We start from the raw sequence: 16,660 nt of genomic DNA on the forward strand, positions 1-16,660 counted from the left end.
CTCATGACACCGATCAAAGACGAAATCTTCGCCAGGATGGACGAGCTGAGCCCGGCCGAGCGCAAAGCCGCCCGCGCCCTGCTCGCCGACTATCCGAGCGCCGGTCTCGCTAGCGCGGCGTCCCTCGCGCGCTCGGCGGGGACCAGCACGCCAACGGTCCTGCGGCTGATCTCGCGGCTGGAGATCGGCGGTTTCGCCCAGTTCCAGGCCCGACTGCGCTCCGAGGTATCGCATCAGCTCAATGCGCCGGTGACGCGGGCGCAGCAGGTGCCGCCTCCCGGAACCGAAGAGAGCGTGTTCCGCCGGTCGGTCGCGCAGCGCGCAGGGTTGGTCGACCGGCTGTACGCGACGATCCCTCCCGCCGAGTTCGAGAGGGCGGTCGCCGCTCTCGGCGCGAAGCCCAGGTCGGTCCTGTTCTCCGGGGGATACTTCTCCCGCCATCTCGCGGACATCCTGGCGATGCAGCTCGACCAGCTCATTCCCGGCGTCGAGTACGCGCCGGAGCCGCTCAGCCGCGACATCGGCAAGTACCTGGCGCTCAAGAAGGACTCGGTCGCGATCATCTTCGACCTGCGCAGGTACGAGCTGACGAGCAAGCAGGTCGCCGAGCTCGCCCGTGAGCAGGGGGCGACGGTGATCGTCATCACCGACGAGTTTCTCTCCCCGAGCGCCGAGGACGCCGACATCGTGCTGCCCGTGGCGGTCGAAGGCATCCCCTTCGACTCGTTCGCCGGCCTCATGGTGCTCGTCGAGGCGCTCGTCGAGGGCGTCTTCCACGAGGTGGGTGAGCGCGCGATCCGCCGGATGAGCGCGTGGGAGGAGAAGGTGCACATCCATCGCTCCTTCCGAGCGAGCGAGTATCAGAATCGACAGGACGGACACAGCAGTGACGGGTGACGAGAACGAGTTCGACGGCCTGACCGCCGTGGTGACGGGCACGGCGCAGGGCATCGGGCAGGCCATCGCGGCGGAGTTGGAACGCGGAGGGGCGACCGTCGTCGGGGTCGACCGCGACACGGTCGACCTCTCGAACACGGTGCAGGCGACGGCGTTCATCGCGTCGCTGCCGGCTGTGGACATCCTGGTCAACAACGCGGGAGGCGTCGCGGGTCAGACGCACACCCCGATCGACGAGCTCGACGACAGCGACTGGTTCGCCGTGCTCGACGCCAACCTGCAGACGACGTTCCAGAGCACCAGGGCCGCTGCGGGTCGGATGAAGAAGCAGGGTTTCGGACGCATCGTGACCATCTCCTCCGGCGCAGGCCGCAGCGTGAGCCTCACGGGCATTCAGGCGTACACCACGGCCAAGGCGGCACAAATCGGGTTCACCAGGCAGCTCGCGCACGAGCTCGGCCCGTTCGGGATCACCGTCAACTGCATCGCGCCGGGGTTCGTGCTGTCCAACCCGTCGTCGCGCGCCCAGTGGGAGAGCTACGGAGAAGACGGGCAGCGCGCCCTCGTCGAGAAGATCGCCACCCGCAGGGTCGGCGAGCCGGCCGACATCGCGCGCGGCGTCCGGTTCTTCGCGTCCCCGAGCGCCGGATGGGTCAGCGGGCAGACCCTCTCGATCGACGGCGGCCACTCGCTGTTCTGATCGGCGTTCCGACGCGACCGCGCCCCACCACACCCGCAGACCGAACCCAAGGACATCCGTGAACGACAGCTCCACCGCGGCCTCCGCCGCCCTCGCCGACCTCGGTCGGCGCTACTTCACCACTCAGCACACCTTCGACCCGTACAGCGCGACGCTGCTCGGCATCCAAGACTTCGACCACCTCAGCAACGACCCTTCGGCGGAGGCGAGCGAGCAGGCGGCCGCTGACTTCCGCGCCATCGCGGCCGACCTCGACCGGCTGCCCACCGAGGATCTGTCGGAGGCGGAGCTGATCGACCATCAGGTGCTCGGCACGCTCACCTGGGGCGCCGAACGGGATGCGCACCACGCCCAGTGGGCCACGAACGCGTCGGCGAAGAGCTACGTGAGCAGGCAGGCACTGATCTTCCAAGCACTCCCGGCGATGACGATCGTGAACGCTGACGGAGGCGACCGCTACCTCGCGAGGCTGGACGGCGTCGCGGCGTCGCTCACGGCGCTCGGCGAGCGCTACGCCGTCGAAGCCGCCCGCGGCAGGATCGCGCCGCAGGTGGGCATCCACCACGCTGTGCAACAGCTGACCGGGTACGCCGCCCTGCCGCTCGACCAGGACGTGCTGCTCAAGCCGACCGCAAGCGCAGCAGGAGCCGCGGTGCGGGAGCGTGCGGAGCGGATCATCGCGGACAGCATCCGGCCGGCCATGCTCGCCCTCGCCGCCCGGATGCGCGACGACTTGCTTGCCGGAGCGAGGGACGACGCACACGTCGGCATCCTGAACGTGCCGGGCGGAGAGGACGTCTACGTCGACGCCGTCCGTCGGCATACCACGACCTCGCTGGATGCCGCGAGCATCCATCAGCTCGGGCTCGACATCATCGCCGAGCAGCGCGAGAACTGGCGTGCACTCGGTCTGAGCGCGCTCGGCACCAGCGACTTCGACGAGATCCGCGAGCGTTTGCGCGACGATCCAGAACTCAGGTTCCAGACGCGGGAGCAGATCATCGGCGTCGCGGAGTCCGCGCTGGCCAGGGCGGAGGCCGCGCGCCCGCTCGCGTTCCCGCACGTCGACATCCCCTCCTGCGTCATCGAGGAGATCAACCCCATCGACGCGGAGCACGCAGCGCTCGCGTACTACCGTCCGCCGGCGGCGGATGGCAGCCGCCCGGGCGCGCACTGCCTGCTGACCACCGACCCGTCGAGCAGGTACTCGTACGAGTACGAGGCGCTGGCGTTCCACGAGTCGACCCCCGGCCACCACCTGCAGCTCGCGACGGCGCAGACCCTCGACATCCCGCGCTACCGCCGCTACCTCGACACCGAGCTGTGCGGCTTCATCGAAGGCTGGGGGCTCTACGCGGAGAAGCTCGCGGACGAGCTCGGGCTGTACACCGACGACCTGCAGCGGCTCGGGATGCTCTCCTTCTCCTCCCTGCGCGCCTGCCGCCTGGTGATCGACACGGGCATCCACCACTTCGGCTGGTCGCGGGAGCGCGCCATGAAGTTCATGTGGGAGAACACGGTCACCACCGAGGCGAACGTCCGCAACGAGGTGGACAGGTACATCGCCTGGCCGGGGCAGGCTCTCGCGTACATGATCGGACGCCAGGAGATCGTCCGCCTCCGCTCGGACGCGGAGCGCTCGCTCGGCGACCGGTTCACCCTCCCCGGCTTCCACGGCGTCGTACTCGGAAACGGCGCCGTCCCCCTGTCCGTGCTCGCCGGCGCCGTGCAGCGCTGGCAGGCGGACGTCATCAGCGAGAAAGGTCACGCATGAACGTCACGATCAATGGATGCAGGCTCAACGTCGAGGTCTTCGGCCCGGAAGACGGACACGTGCTCATCGCCCACCACGGCGGCGGCGGCATCGGCTCGCTCGCCGAGCCGCGGGCGACGTTCGGTCCGGTCGCCGACCGCTTCCGCGTCATCGTCTTCGACGCGCGCGGCTGCGGTCTGAGCGAGGGCATCCCTCCGTACTCGCACGAGCAGTGGGCGGCGGACGTCGACGCGATCCGCGAGTGGGCAGGCGCGGAGAAGGTGGTCGTCGCCGGTGGTTCGTACGGCGGCTTCATCGCCCTCGAGTACGCGGTCGCGTATCCGGAGCACGTGTCCGCGATCATCCTCCGCGACACGTCGGCCGACGGCAGCAACCTCGCCCTCGCCTTCGAGAACGCCCGCATGCAGGACCGGGTGGAGATCGACTGGGACAACTTCAACAGGTACTGGGGCGGCGAGATCCGCGACGACGCCGACCTGAAGGCGTGCTGGGCGGAGCTGATCCCGCTGTACGACTTCGAGTACGACGCCGAGAAGTCGGCCGCTCGCGTCGAGGCGGGGATCTACCGTCACGAGTCGCACAACTGGTGCTTCCAGCAGAACTGGCCGATCTACGACGTCAAGCCGGCCCTCCCGTCCATCGCGGTGCCGACGCTGGTCACGGTCGGCCGCAAGGACTGGGTGACGCCGGTCAGCGCATCCGAGACCATCGCACGTCTCATCCCCGACGCAGAACTCGTGGTCTTCGAGAAGTCAGGACACTCGCCGCAGGTCGAGGAGGCCGAGGAGTTCCAGCGTGTGCTGCGTTCGTTCCTCGACCGCGCGGTTCCCGCGCCGGAGGTGATCCGATGAGAATGCACATCATCGGTGCGGGGGCGATCGGCGGAACCATCGGCGCCCTGATGACCGTCGACGGTCACGACGTCACACTCTGCGACGCAGACGCCGCTCACGTGGAGGCGATCAACCGCGACGGTCTGCGCATCGAGGGTCCGGTCAACCAGCTCACAGTGCGTGTGCCCGCCATCCTCCCCGACGAGCTGCCGTCCACCCTCGACCGCGCCATCGTCGCCGTCAAGAGCCACCACACCCGCTCCGTCGCCGACCTGCTCGCGCCACGCCTGTCCGCGGACGGCTTCGTCCTCACGGTTCAGAACGGCCTCACCGCCGACATCCTCACCGGAGCGCTGGGCGCAGACAGGGTCGTGTCGAGCTTCGTCAACTTCGGTGCGGACGTGATGGGGCCCGGCCGCATCATGCAGGGCAACATCGCGACCTTCCGTGTGGGCGAGCTCGACGGGGGCAGCATCACGCCGCGCGTCCAGGAGCTCGCGGACGCCCTGCCGTACGCCGAGGCGACGGACAACGTCCTCGGCTACCTGTGGGGCAAGGAGGCATACGGGGCGATGCTCTGGGCGGGTGCGGTCTCCGACCTCTCCATCGCAGACTCGCTCGAAGACCCCAGGTACCGTCCCGTGATGATCGCCATTGCGCGCGAGGTGCTGTCCCAGGCACCCGTGCCGGTGGAGAGCTTCGACGGCTTCGTGCCGGACGACCTCGAGAGTTCCCTCGACCGGCTGGCCGCGTTCAACCGTCGCAGCGCGAAGACCCACAGCGGCATCTACCGCGACCTCACCGTGCGCAAACGCAAGACGGAGATCGACGAGATGCTCCGCGACCTCGACGGCCCGATCTTCCGGAAAGTCGGCGACCTCATCCACGACATCGAGAACGGCGACCGTGTGTGCGAGGTCGCGAACCTCGACGAATTGGCGATGTTCGTTGCGCGCGGGGCCGCGGCCTAGTCGATCGCGCACATAAGGAGGTCTGGTTCGGTTTCTCCTTGCTCAGCGCTTCGACAGGAGCATTCGGGATCAGGCTGGCACAGTCTCCTGTCGACGCCGTTCAGGGGGCGTACAATCAGTCCCACTTCGGCGGAGGGAGGGCGATCTGATGGGCTGGCTCGCCCGCCTCCACGGACCCGGCTCCGCGCCGGACCCACTCGCGGAGGACGGCCTCAGTGCGCTCACGCTGCTGGCGGTGCTCGAGGAGGCCGTCTCGTATCTCGACGCGGCCGAGGCGCTCCTGGAGCGCTGCGCACTGGCGGGGGACCCCGGCCACCCGACAGGTGCGCGTCCGGCGGACACGCGGTTGGGCGTCGTGGAGGCCCGGCAGGGGCTGCGGCTGCGGGTCGCTTTCACGCAGCTATCGCGCTGGCTCGACGGGATGGTCTGCGAGCCGGAGCAGGAGGGCCTGCGCGCCGACACCTCACGGCTCCTGCGGTTCTACCTCCTGATGATCAGTTCGGCGCTCGACGCCGCTTTCACTCCGCCGTCGCGTCAGCACATCGCGGTGCGTGGAGGCAATGGCAGCGCGGCGCGCCGCCTCGTCGAACTGCGCGACCTCGCCCGCGCGGCTGTCGAGTAGCGCCCGAACGACGCGTGTGAGAGGACGCGCGTGAGACGACGCGCTCAGGTCGTGCTGTGCATGCCTGGCGTCTGCGGCGCGCCCGACAGCGAGTCGATCACGGCGACGGATCCGAAGCCGACGAGCGCGGCTGCGACCACGGACAACAGGACAACGACCAGCACGGACTGACGACGATTAATGTTCCCCCTGAGCAGCTGCTCGGTACCCAGCGCTCGGTCAGGTTAGCACCCGTGCGGGCCGGGCAGAATTGTCGTTCCACCCTGCAAGCCGTTTCGGTCACGCCATCGCGAAGCGCGCCAGGACGGGCGCGATCGCGTCCGCAGAGACGTCGTGGGTCTGGCCCTCCAGGATCGCGCAGTCCCCGTCGGGGACGGCGGCGGCGAGGGCCTCCGCGCCGTATCGCAGAAACGCCGGGCTGGCGCCTCCACCGAGGGCGAGCAGCGGGACGCGCACGGCGCCGGCCAGTTCGATCGGGACCGCACTGTCGCCCAAGGCGGCGTCGTCGTAGGCGAGCGTCGGTGCGATGCCGACGAGGGATGCCCAGCCCGGCGACCGGCGCATCGTGTCGATCGCCGTGACGGGCACCCCCACACGTTTCAGGAACAGCTCCACGGCACGGTCGCGATCGTCGGCGGCGAGCGCCTCGGACAGCTCGCGTGTGTACGCTGCAGCGGAGGGGAGCGCCTCCTCCGGCACGAAAGGGGGTTCGTAGACCGCCAGCCGGTTCACGCGCTCGGGACCCAGTGCGACGGCTGACTCGAGCGCCAGGGCGCCTCCGGATGACATCCCGAACAGCGAAACGGGCGCGCCGACCGCGTCGATCAGCGCAGCGATGTCCTCGATCTCGCGTTCGAGCGCGTACGGGGGTGTGTCGCCGCTCTCGCCCCGACCTCGGCGATCGTACATCACGACAGTGGCGGAGGGTGCGAGAAGCTCGGAGATCGCACGCATCGGGCCCGAGTCGCGGAAGCAGGTGGCGCCGTCGACCAGCACGACACCGGGGCCGGAACCCGCCGTCTCGTACGCGATCGTCGTGTGGTCCGCAGACCTGACGGTGCTCATGCGCTCAACCTAGGCGTCGAGGACCGACCTGTCCACCGGGAGCACACGCTCAGCGCCCATGCCGCCGCCGCAGCCCGAACCCGATGAGAACTCCGCCGCCGATCGCCACGAGCACGCCGATTCCGCGGACGATCCACTGCACCTGGCCGGTGACGGCGTCGACCAAGAGCGGACCCGCGAGCCCGACCACGACGAGGAGGATGCCGCCGATGAAGAACCAGGGGGAGCCGTTCGTGCGTTCGACCATGCCATCGACACTACCGGCGGGAACGAAGCGACTACGGAAGGGAGTACCTGGGCGGAAGCTTCACACGTCATACGCACGGCGGGATTGCAGCGAACCCCGGTAGCGTTGAGCAGAGTATGCGCACCGAAACCCTCGACCCGGTCCGGCTCCGCTCGGACTTCCCGATCCTCGCCCGCGAGGTCAACGGCCACCCCTTCGTCTACCTCGACTCCGGAGCCACCTCGCTGAAGCCCCGGCAGGTGCTCGACGCCGAGCGCGCGTTCGTGGAACGCTACACGTCGGCGGTGCACCGCGGAGCTCACACCGTCGCCGGGGAGGCCACCGAGCTGTTCGAGGAGGCCCGCGCGCGCGTCGCCGGCTTCGTCGGCGCCCGAGCGGACGAGCTGGTCTGGACTTCCAACGCCACCGAGGGCATCAACCTGCTCGCCTACGGCATGTCGAACGCCTCCGTCGGACGCGGCGGCGCCGCGGCCGAGCGTTTCCGGCTCGGCGCGGGCGACGAGCTCGTCGTCACCGAGGCCGAGCACCACGCCAACCTCATTCCGTGGCAGGAGTTGGCCGCGCGCACCGGCGCGACGCTGCGGGTGATCGGGCTCACCGACGACGGACTGCTGCGGCTCGACCAGGCGGCCGAGCTGATCGGCCCGCGCACGAAAGTCGTCGCCTTCAGCCACGTCTCCAACGTGCTCGGTGCGATCAACCCGGTCGGCCGGCTGGTCGAGCTGGCGCACCAGCACGGCGCCCTGGTGGTGCTCGACGCCTGCCAGTCGGTTCCGCACTTCGCGGTCGATTTCCCTGCGCTCGGTGTGGACTTCGCCGTCTTCTCCGGCCACAAGATGCTCGGCCCAACCGGCGTCGGCGCGCTCTACGGGCGCACCGAGCTGCTCGACGCGCTGCCGCCGTTCCTCACCGGCGGGTCGATGATCACCACGGTCACGCTGGAGGGCGCCGAGTACCTGCCGGCGCCGCAGCGCTTCGAAGCGGGAACGCAGCGCGTGTCGCAGGCTGTGGCGCTGGCCGCAGCCGTCGACTACCTCGATGCGGTGGGGATGCCGGCGATCGAGGCGCACGAGGAGGAGCTGGGCGACCGGCTCGTCGCCGGGCTGTCTGCGATCCCGGGCGTGCGCGTCCTCGGTCCTGGAGCGGGTTCGCCGCGAGTCGGCCTGGCGAGCTTCCTGGTGGAGGGCATCCACGCCCACGACGTGGGCCAGTTCCTCGACGACCGCGGCATCGCGGTGCGGGTGGGCCACCACTGCGCGCAGCCCGTGCACCGGCGTTTCGGAGCCACGGCCTCCACTCGCATCAGCACGTACCTCTACAACACCGCCGACGAGGTGGATGCGGCCATGGAGGCCGTCGCCGACGCGCGCGAATTCTTCGGTGTGATCGACCGATGAGCGACCTCCAGAACCTCTACCAGCAGGTCATCCTCGACCACGCGCGCGAGAAGCACGGCTTCGGCCTGCGCGACGACGCCGCGGCGAGCTCGCACCAGTTGAACCCGACCTGCGGCGACGAGGTGACGGTCGGCGTGCATCCGGGAGCGGACGGCCGCGTCCACGCGATCAGCTGGGAGGGGCACGGCTGCTCGATATCGACCGCGTCGGCCTCCCTGCTGAGCGACCTCGTGCACGACACCGACCGCGCGACGCTGGCCGCGTCGATCGCGGCGTTCCGCGAGCTGATGCAGTCCAAGGGTGCGCTCGACGGCGACGAGGAGCTGCTCGGCGACGCCGTCGCGTTGGCCGGCGTCTCGCGCTATGTCACGCGCGTGAAGTGCGCGATGCTCCCCTGGGTGGCCCTGGAGGACGCCCTCCTCAAGTCCGCCTGACTGCGGTCCCTGTCCCGCCGAGGGGCACGTTGTTGCCCCTTTCGGACGCGCGAAGGGACAACAACGTGCCCTTCGGCGTGTGTGCTCAGGGGACGGGCGCGAGGTCGACCTCGTCGGCGATGGCCTCCAGGGCGGAGGGCAGCGTCGGGAAGGTGGTGCCGAAGACCAGGCCGGAGGGGCCGGCGGCCGTCCAGGTCTCGCGCTGCTTGGCGACGCGGCCGACCAGGTAGCGCTTGTGCCCGCCGAGTACCTGGCGCTGCGCGATCGGGAGGGTGAGCGGGAAGGCGTAGACATCGCCGCGCGGACTCACCACCAGTTCCCAGCGGGCGCGGCCCGGGTTGAACTTGCTCGTGAAGATGCGCGACATGATGGCCTTTTGTACCTCGCCGGCGGCGTCCGTCGCCACGAAGATGACGGCCTGTTGCGGCGGGACGCGCCCGTGCCTGGCCTCCGTCGGTCTCGTGAGGCGCGCCAGCCAGGGCAGAACCTGTGGATGCTCACACGCTCGATTGGCCATCGCTGCGAGATCACTGATAATGTCGAAGGCGGCCCGGCGTGCCGAATGGCATGACAAACCGGGAGAACCAGCCCGCGATCCGGGCCGTGTGGCCGCACAGGTGGCCCGGCGGGATCGTATGGTCGGCTGGCATGGGCGCACCCCGATGGTCGCGCCAGCGATGGCGATTCGCGCGGAGGGTCCGCGCTCGAGTCGGGCTGCCGTCGCCACATGCCTCCTGCCCGGGCGCAACCACAGTGCGCGGCTCGCGGGGGCGAGTGCGCGTCTCGGAGTACACGTTGAGCAACACGATCGCCGTCGAGGCGAAGAACATCTTCAAAGTCTTCGGACGCAAACCGCAGGAGGCTGTCCGCCGGCTCCGCGATGGCGCGACGAGAGGCGAGGTGACGGGCCTCGGAACGGCCGCCGTCATCGATGCGGGGCTGACGGTCCGGCGCGGCGAGATCTTCGTCGTGATGGGGCTGTCCGGCTCGGGCAAGTCCACACTCATCCGGGTGTTGAACGGGCTGCTGGAGCCGACCGCCGGCGAGGTCACCGTCATGGGCACGACCATCACCGGCCTGCCTGCGAAGCCGCTCCGGGAGGTCCGCAGGAAGCACATCTCGATGGTGTTCCAGCACTTCGCTCTGCTTCCGCATCGCACGGTGCTCGACAACATCGCGTACGGGCTGGAGGTGCAGGGGATGCCGGCCGCCGAGCGGCGCGCCCGCGCCACGGAGGTCCTGGAGCTGGTCGGCCTCGCCGGCTGGGGTGACAAGCTGCCCTCCGAGCTCTCCGGCGGGATGCAGCAGCGCGTCGGCCTCGGCCGGGCACTGGCCGCGGACACCGACGTGCTGCTGATGGACGAGGCGTTCTCCGCCCTCGATCCGCTGATCCGGCGCGAGATGCAGGAACAGCTTCTGGAGCTGCAGAGCTCGCTCGGCAAGACCATCGTGTTCATCACGCACGACCTGAACGAGGCGATGTTCCTCGGCGACCGCATCGCGGTGATGCGCGATGGCCGCATCGTGCAGACCGGCACGCCGGAGGAGATCCTCACCGACCCGGCCACCGACTATGTGGCGAGCTTCGTGCAGGACGTCGACCGCGCCCGCGTGCTGACGGCCGCGAGCGTGATGGAGCCGGCGCGTGCGCTGGTCACCGTCGCGGGAGGCCCGCGCGCGGCCATGCGCACGATGCGGGACCTCCAGACCTCTACCGCCTTCGTGGTGGGTCAGGGCCGTCGGCTGCTCGGAGCGGTCCGTGACCGCGACGTGATGCGCCAGGTGCGCGACGGCCGCTCCGACCTCACCGAGGCCATCACCGAAGACATCGCGACAGTGTCGCGCGACGAGGTGCTCAGCGAACTGGTCGAGCCGGCCGTGGGCAGCGCCCTCCCGCTCGCGGTGGTCGACGACGAGCACCGACTTCTCGGGGTGATCCCGCGGGTGACGCTCCTCGCGGCGCTCGGCAACGTCAGCAGCGATACGACCGAGATCCCGGTGGTGGTCGAACCTCCGGCGACCGTGTCGGTGGACGCGATGACGCTGGCCCTGCAAGAGACCACGGGCGACGAGGCGGAGGTGCTCGCATGACCGCCCTCATTGCGATGGGAACAGCTGCGACCGGAGTCGCCCCGGCCCGCGTCATCCCGCTCGGCGACTGGGCCACCCACGTCGTGGACTTCGTGACGACGACCTTCGGCGGCGTGTTCGACGCGATCCGCGTCGCCTTCGCCGGCATGTTCGACGGCGTCGACTGGGCGCTGCAGACGCCGCCGTTCTGGGGCGTCGTCCTCATCTTCGCGATCCTCGCGGTCTGGCTGCGCGGATGGGTGTTCGGCGCCGGCACAGTCGTCGGGCTGCTGCTCATCGCCGGCATCGACCAGTGGTCGAACGCGATGGACACCCTCGCGCTGGTGCTCGTCTCGGCGGCCATTGCCGTGGCGCTGAGCCTCCCGCTCGGCATCCTCGCCGCGCGGTCGAAGACGGCGTCGGCCGTCATCCGGCCTGTGCTCGACTTCATGCAGACGATGCCCGCGTTCGTGTACCTGATCCCGGCGCTGATCCTGTTCCGCGTCGGAGTCGTTCCGGGCATGGTCGCCACGATCGTATTCGCGATGGCCCCGGGCGTCCGGCTCACCGAGCTCGGCATCCGCGGCGTCGACTCCGAGCTGGTGGAGGCCGGCCGCGCGTTCGGCTCGCCGCCCGGGCGCATCCTGCGCCAGATCCAGCTGCCGCTGGCGATGCCGTCGATCCTGGCGGGCGTCAACCAGGTGATCATGCTCTCGCTCTCGATGGTCGTCGTCGCGGGCATGGTCGGCGGGGGCGGTCTCGGGCGCGACATCGTTCAGGCGCTCAGCCGCGTGGATGTCGGTCTCGGTTTCGAGGCGGGCGTCGCCGTGGTGATCCTCGCGATCATCCTCGACCGGCTGACCGCAGCGGCCGGGCGAGCGCGGCTCCGGATGCCGAAGCGGGCCCTGGCCGTGCTCGGCGCGGCCCTGCTCGTCGTCATCGGCGGGACGGCCATGACCGCGGCCTCTACTGCCGGCGGCGAAAAGGGGACCGTCACGGTCGCCGTCTTCAACGGCTGGCCGGAGGGCGAGGCCGCTTCGTACCTGTGGAAGCACGTGCTCGAGAAGGAGGGCTACACGGTCGACTTCGAGTACGCCGACGCCGGCCCCGCCTTCGCCGGCCTCAGCACCGGCGACTACGACATCGCGTTCGACGGCTGGATGCCGACCACGCACGCCCAGTACCTGAAGACGTACGGCAAGCACCTCACCGACCTCGGCGCCTGGAACGACGAAGCCAAGCTCACCATCGCGGTGAACAAGGACGCCCCGATCGACTCGCTCGACCAGCTCGCGTCACATTCCTCGACGTTCGGCGACCGGCTGGTGGGCATCGAGCCCGGCGCCGGCCTCACCGAGGCGGTGCAGGAGAAGGTCATCCCGCAGTACGGCCTCCAGAACCTGGACTTCGTGACCTCCTCGACGCCGGCGATGCTCGCCGAGCTGTCGAGCGCCATGAAGAAGGGCGACAACGTGGCGGTGACGCTCTGGCGGCCGCACTGGGCCTACGACCAGTTCGACCTCAAAGATCTGAAGGACCCGAAGGGCACGCTCGGCGCGGCCGAGTCGATTCACTCGATCGCGAGCACCGGCTTCCCGAAGGAGCACCCGGAGGTCGCCGAGTGGATCGAGAAGTTCCGGATGAGTTCCGACCTGCTCTACTCGCTCGAGAACGCCATGTTCAACAGCGGTGCCGACTCCGGCCAGTACGACCGCATCGTGGCGACGTGGATGGACGAGCACGCCGAGTACGTGGACGCGCTCACCCGGTAGCGCTCACCGGTCCGGAAGGGCTCACTCAGCCGGACGGGCCGATGCCCTCCGCGGACAGCCAGTCGAGGGACTGCGCAGTGCGCGGAGGGCGACCGTGTCGTGGGCCGCTCCCCCGCCGCGCCGCCGGCCGAGGGCGTGACTCCCGAGCCGTAGGCTGACAGCATGAGCCTCCCCGCCGGCGACACCGTCGTCACCTATCCCGACGGCGACCTCGCGTCCACCGGAACCGTGCTGCACCTCCAGCCGCTCCACGACGGACTCACCGCCGTGATACTCGACCGCACCGCGTTCCACCCCGTCGACCCGGTCTGGCCCGACCAGCCCGCCGACGCGGGCGTGCTCCTCGTCGACGGTCGTTCGGTTCCCGTCGTCGGCGCCGTGGTCGGCGCGACCGACGGCACCACCCTCCACGTCGGCGACGCACCCGTGCGCACCGGCACGCCCGGGTGGGCCTTCGTCGTCTGCCACCTCGTCGAGGACGCCAGCGGCATCGTACCGGGCGCGATCGTCGAGGTGGAGGTCGACCCCGAGACCCGACGCGCGCTGTCGACCGGGCACACGGCGTGCCACCTCGCATCCCTCGCCCTCGACGACGCGCTCAGCCCGCTGTGGACCAAGGAGGTCCCGGTCGACGGACGCGGCGAACCCGCGTTCGATCAGCTCGCCATCGCCTCCTCCCGCATCCTCCCCGACAGCTCGCTCGACGAGTACCGCATCGGCAAGAGCCTGCGGAAGAAGGGATTTGCCGCAGCCGATCTCCCCGCGGCGCTCGCCGGGGTGACGGAAGCCGCGAACGCGCTGCTCGCGCGGTGGGTGGCCGCAGGAGACGGCGTGGCCATCGCGATCGAACGCGACGGCGACCGTCTGGGTGAGCGCCGCCGCTGGCGCGCCGACCTCCCGGAGGGAACTGTCAAAATCCCCTGCGGCGGAACGCACCTCCGGTCGCTCGGCGGACTGTCCGCGATCCGGGTCGAGCTCGACCACGACCCCGCGGCGTACTCACTCACGATGCGCACGACCGTCGAGCGGGCCTGAAATCCGCCGAGGGGCACCTTAACGCCCCTAAAACTTGGCTGTAGGGGCGTTAACGTGCCCCTCGGCGTTCTGCCGCCGTACTGTCTGCTCGCTCGCCGAGGGCGCCTGCTACCCCTCGCCGTGGGGCAGGTCGAAGGTCCTGCGAGCATCCTCGCCGTCGCCGCGGTCGCCGCCCAGCTCCTCCTCCGGAAGACGCTCCTCGAGCGACGCGTTTCGGCCGGCGACCTCCTCCAGAGCGGCCTCGGGCGTCTCTCCGAGTTCGGACACCCGGTCGGCCAGGTCGTGCGCGTCGCGCGGCTCGTCGTGTCTGTCCGTCATGCGGAGCACTGTACGCCGCCGCGTGACGCGTCAGCCCAGACGACGAGGTCGACCGACTAAACCCGCGCGGTCGGTTGCTGGCGGCGCACGCGGGACGACTCGCGGCGGAGTGCGGGGACTACGATGCCGGACATGAGCCGCATCGAAGCCGGAATCGTCTCTTACACGCTCTTGTCGGACTACTACGCCCAGGTCGGGGCCGATTTCGACACGGAGGCGGTGGACGATGCCATCCTGGCCGAGCTGAACCGCATGCTGCCGTCGGGCATCCTCGTGGAGCGCAGCGGCAAGGTGCTGGCCGACGAGGGGTCGCGCGTGAGCTGGACTGGCCCGCCCTCCTGCAGGAGATCGACGTGGATCAGATCCTCGCCGATCACGCGCGCTGAGCCGACCTCTTAACAGTGTCGTAGGCGGCGAGGGCCGCGTGGCGGGTCTCGGCGAGGTCGACGACCGGCTCCGGGTAGTCGTCGCTGTCCCGCTCCGGCACCCAGCGGCGCACGTAGTCGCCGTGCGGATCGAATTTCGTGCGCTGCAGTTCGGGGTTGAAGACGCGGAAGTACGGTGCGGCGTCCGCGCCGGAGCCGGCGACCCACTGCCAATTGAACGGGTTGCTGGCCGGGTCGGCATCGACCAGGGTGTCCCAGAACCACTGCTCGCCGCGGCGCCAGTCGATCAGCAGGTTCTTCGTGAGGAACGACGCGGTGACCATCCGCACCCGATTGTGCATAGTGCCCGTCGTCCACAGTTCGCGCATCCCCGCGTCCACGAGCGGGATGCCCGTGCGACCCTGCTGCCAGGCGCTCAGCACGGTCGGGTGCAGACGCGGCCACGGGAAGGAGTCGTACTGGCGGTGGATGTTGACGGTGGCGAGGTCAGGATGCTCGAAGAGCGTGTGGACCGCGAACTCGCGCCAGCCGAGCTCGGAGAGGAAGACGGCTGCACTGTCGGCGAGCCCGCGGTCGCGGTCGCGGGCGGTGGAGACGGCATGCCAGACCTGGTGGGGGCTGAGCTCTCCCCAGCGCAACCGCGGTGACAGCCGCGAGGTGGCGTCGATCCCCGGCGCATCGCGGTCCTCCCGATAGCGCGCGAGCTCGTCGGCGACGAAGCTCGTCAGGTCGGTATGCGCCGCTCGCTCGCCCGGCTCCCAGGTGTCGCGGAGGCCTCCCGCCCAGTCGGGACGGGTGGGCAGCAGCGCGAGGTCGTCGATGCGCAGGCCGTCCGGGCGTACCGCCGCGCGCAGGTCGTCGGGAGCGGCGAGGGGCTTCCGCGGCGTCGCCGACGACAGACAGGCCCTCCAGAACGGAGTGAACACTGAGAAGGCTGTGCCGGAGCGGGTGCGGATCGTCCACGGCTCGAAGAGCAGGTTCGCCCCGAAGCTCTGGGCGTCGATCCCGGCCTCCCGCGCCGCCGACTTCACCATGGCGTCGAGCCTGCGCTCGACGCCGCCGTAGCGACGGTTCCAGAAGAGCGCGGCCGCGTCGACCTCGGAGGTGAGAGCCTGCAGCTGGGTCTCGGCCGCTCCGCGACGCACCAGGAGCCGCGCCCCGCGCTCGCGGAGCTCCGCGTCGAGAGCGACGAGGCTGTGATGCAGCCACCAGCGGGCGGCGCCGCCGGGTGGCCGCAGGCCGGGGGAGACGTCGTCCCAGAGGTAGACGCACAGCACCGGCCTGCCGCTGCGCGCGGCGGCGTCGAGCGCGGGGTTGTCGGCGACCCGGAGGTCGTCGCAGAACCAGACGACCGCCGGCCGCCGATCACCGCTGACAGGTCGATCACCGCTGACAGGTCGGGCGCCGCTGACGGGTCGGGCGCCGCTGACGGGTCGGGCGCCGCTGACGGGTCGGGCGCTGCTCACAGGTCGAGCGTGTCGCCCGGCTCGAGCGCGAAGAACTCACCGCCGCCCTGCTCGGTCGCCCACCCGATGCGCACGTTCGACAGATCCTTGCCCGCCCGCGAGAGCAACATCTCGTGGGTGGGGAAGCTGCGCTTCGGCTTGGTCGCGAGCACATAGTCGATCGTCTCCGCGACCTTCATCCAGGGTGCGCCGGCGGGGACGGCTAGGACGTCGATCTCGACACCTTCAGGGATGACGAACGAGTCTCCCGCGTAATACAGCTCGTCGTTGATGAGCACACCCACGTTGTCGACGACCGGGATGCTCTCGTGGATGACGGCGTGCCGCCCGCCGAAGAAGCGGAGGGTGAACGGGCCGGCCTCGACCGTGTCGCCGGCGTGGACGACGGTGATGTCGAAGTCGGCGGCGGCGCGGGCCACGCCCTCCGGCGCGAAGATCGGAACGTCGGGGTTCAGCTCGAGGATGCGGTTCAGTTGCTCGGGAGTCCAGTGGTCGGCGTGCTCGTGCGAGATCACCACGGCGGCCGTGTCGGCCGTTTCCGTCAGCGGCGAGGCGAACGATCCGGGATCCAGGAACAACCGCATGCCGGAGTCTTCGAGCAGCAGTGCGGCGTGTTCGAACTTGGTGAGTCTCATGGCCTCATCATCCTCCAGCTGTGTCATAGTCATGGTCT

Annotated in this window: 18 protein-coding genes; 12 read left to right on the forward strand and 6 right to left on the reverse strand. The window is 69.9% G+C overall.

Translation table 11 applies throughout. The annotated features are described in order from the left end of the window. Nucleotides 1-3: 3 nt before the first annotated feature. From ACPPVW_RS15160 to ACPPVW_RS15185, 6 genes are all read left to right on the forward strand, one after another. On the forward strand, nt 4-897 hold the full coding sequence (locus ACPPVW_RS15160) for a MurR/RpiR family transcriptional regulator (protein ID WP_426623912.1): 894 nt from the start codon (nt 4-6) through the stop codon (nt 895-897). Then, complete coding sequence (locus ACPPVW_RS15165; protein WP_426623913.1) at nt 887-1,597, forward strand: SDR family NAD(P)-dependent oxidoreductase; 711 nt, start codon at nt 887-889, stop codon at nt 1,595-1,597. The genes ACPPVW_RS15160 and ACPPVW_RS15165 overlap by 11 nt, the downstream gene beginning before the upstream one ends. A 58-nt stretch (nt 1,598-1,655) precedes the next feature. Then, on the forward strand, nt 1,656-3,371 hold the full coding sequence (locus ACPPVW_RS15170; RefSeq protein WP_426623914.1) for a DUF885 domain-containing protein: 1,716 nt from the start codon (nt 1,656-1,658) through the stop codon (nt 3,369-3,371). Further along, a complete protein-coding gene (locus ACPPVW_RS15175; protein ID WP_426623915.1) occupies nt 3,368-4,222 on the forward strand; it encodes an alpha/beta fold hydrolase in 855 nt (284 codons plus the stop codon). The genes ACPPVW_RS15170 and ACPPVW_RS15175 overlap by 4 nt, the downstream gene beginning before the upstream one ends. Continuing rightward, nucleotides 4,219-5,175, forward strand: a complete 957-nt coding sequence (locus tag ACPPVW_RS15180; RefSeq protein ID WP_426623916.1) for a ketopantoate reductase family protein — start codon at nt 4,219-4,221, stop codon at nt 5,173-5,175. The genes ACPPVW_RS15175 and ACPPVW_RS15180 overlap by 4 nt, the downstream gene beginning before the upstream one ends. A 148-nt stretch (nt 5,176-5,323) precedes the next feature. Beyond that, entirely contained in the window at nt 5,324-5,797 is a 474-nt protein-coding gene (locus ACPPVW_RS15185) for a hypothetical protein (RefSeq protein ID WP_426623917.1), read from the forward strand. Nucleotides 5,798-6,076: 279 nt separating this feature from the next. On the opposite strand, the gene ACPPVW_RS15190 is transcribed toward ACPPVW_RS15185, so the two are convergent. Beyond that, nucleotides 6,077-6,862, reverse strand: a complete 786-nt coding sequence (locus ACPPVW_RS15190; RefSeq protein ID WP_426623918.1) for an alpha/beta fold hydrolase — start codon at nt 6,860-6,862, stop codon at nt 6,077-6,079. 49 nt (nt 6,863-6,911) lie between these two features. Further along, the gene (locus ACPPVW_RS15195) at nt 6,912-7,109 is read right to left on the reverse strand and encodes a hypothetical protein (protein WP_426623919.1); all 198 of its coding nucleotides are present in this window, start codon (nt 7,107-7,109) and stop codon (nt 6,912-6,914) included. 116 nt (nt 7,110-7,225) lie between these two features. Here ACPPVW_RS15195 and ACPPVW_RS15200 point away from each other — a divergent pair, with 116 nt between their 5' ends. Both ACPPVW_RS15200 and sufU read left to right on the forward strand, forming a co-directional pair. After that, nucleotides 7,226-8,506 (forward strand): SufS family cysteine desulfurase, encoded by a 1,281-nt coding sequence (locus tag ACPPVW_RS15200; protein ID WP_426623920.1) that lies wholly within the window; start codon nt 7,226-7,228, stop codon nt 8,504-8,506. Further along, nucleotides 8,503-8,940, forward strand: a complete 438-nt coding sequence (gene sufU / locus ACPPVW_RS15205; RefSeq protein WP_426623921.1) for a Fe-S cluster assembly sulfur transfer protein SufU — start codon at nt 8,503-8,505, stop codon at nt 8,938-8,940. The genes ACPPVW_RS15200 and sufU overlap by 4 nt, the downstream gene beginning before the upstream one ends. Before the next feature lie 85 nt (nt 8,941-9,025). Here the strand turns inward: sufU and ACPPVW_RS15210 are convergent, their stop codons facing one another. Continuing rightward, a complete protein-coding gene (locus ACPPVW_RS15210) occupies nt 9,026-9,307 on the reverse strand; it encodes a hypothetical protein (protein ID WP_426623922.1) in 282 nt (93 codons plus the stop codon). A 428-nt stretch (nt 9,308-9,735) separates the two neighbouring features. On the opposite strand from ACPPVW_RS15210, the gene ACPPVW_RS15215 reads away from it, so the two are divergent. The 3 genes from ACPPVW_RS15215 to ACPPVW_RS15225 all read left to right on the forward strand — a co-directional run bounded on the left by ACPPVW_RS15215 (nt 9,736) and on the right by ACPPVW_RS15225 (nt 13,817). Further along, nucleotides 9,736-11,031, forward strand: coding sequence for a quaternary amine ABC transporter ATP-binding protein (locus ACPPVW_RS15215; protein ID WP_426623923.1), 1,296 nt, complete (start codon nt 9,736-9,738; stop codon nt 11,029-11,031). Beyond that, on the forward strand, nt 11,028-12,782 hold the full coding sequence (locus tag ACPPVW_RS15220) for an ABC transporter permease/substrate binding protein (RefSeq protein ID WP_426623924.1): 1,755 nt from the start codon (nt 11,028-11,030) through the stop codon (nt 12,780-12,782). Before ACPPVW_RS15215 ends, ACPPVW_RS15220 begins: the two co-directional genes overlap by 4 nt. Nucleotides 12,783-12,944: 162 nt before the next feature. Continuing rightward, a complete protein-coding gene (locus ACPPVW_RS15225) occupies nt 12,945-13,817 on the forward strand; it encodes a metal-dependent hydrolase (protein WP_426623925.1) in 873 nt (290 codons plus the stop codon). Nucleotides 13,818-13,925: 108 nt separating this feature from the next. On the opposite strand, the gene ACPPVW_RS15230 is transcribed toward ACPPVW_RS15225, so the two are convergent. Next, entirely contained in the window at nt 13,926-14,135 is a 210-nt protein-coding gene (locus ACPPVW_RS15230) for a hypothetical protein (protein ID WP_426623926.1), read from the reverse strand. 132 nt (nt 14,136-14,267) lie between these two features. On the opposite strand from ACPPVW_RS15230, the gene ACPPVW_RS15235 reads away from it, so the two are divergent. Next, nucleotides 14,268-14,534, forward strand: coding sequence for a hypothetical protein (locus tag ACPPVW_RS15235; RefSeq protein WP_426623927.1), 267 nt, complete (start codon nt 14,268-14,270; stop codon nt 14,532-14,534). Here the strand turns inward: ACPPVW_RS15235 and ACPPVW_RS15240 are convergent. Both ACPPVW_RS15240 and ACPPVW_RS15245 read right to left on the reverse strand, forming a co-directional pair. Then, entirely contained in the window at nt 14,509-15,987 is a 1,479-nt protein-coding gene (locus ACPPVW_RS15240; protein ID WP_426623928.1) for a cryptochrome/photolyase family protein, read from the reverse strand. The two genes, ACPPVW_RS15235 and ACPPVW_RS15240, sit on opposite strands and share 26 nt — an antisense overlap. Continuing rightward, nucleotides 15,984-16,622, reverse strand: a complete 639-nt coding sequence (locus tag ACPPVW_RS15245; RefSeq protein ID WP_426626320.1) for an MBL fold metallo-hydrolase — start codon at nt 16,620-16,622, stop codon at nt 15,984-15,986. Before ACPPVW_RS15245 ends, ACPPVW_RS15240 begins: the two co-directional genes overlap by 4 nt. Nucleotides 16,623-16,660: the final 38 nt, after the last annotated feature.

Origin of the sequence: Leifsonia sp. McL0607, from assembly GCF_049993355.1 — a bacterium.
Taxonomy (GTDB): Bacteria; Actinomycetota; Actinomycetes; order Actinomycetales; family Microbacteriaceae; genus Leifsonia.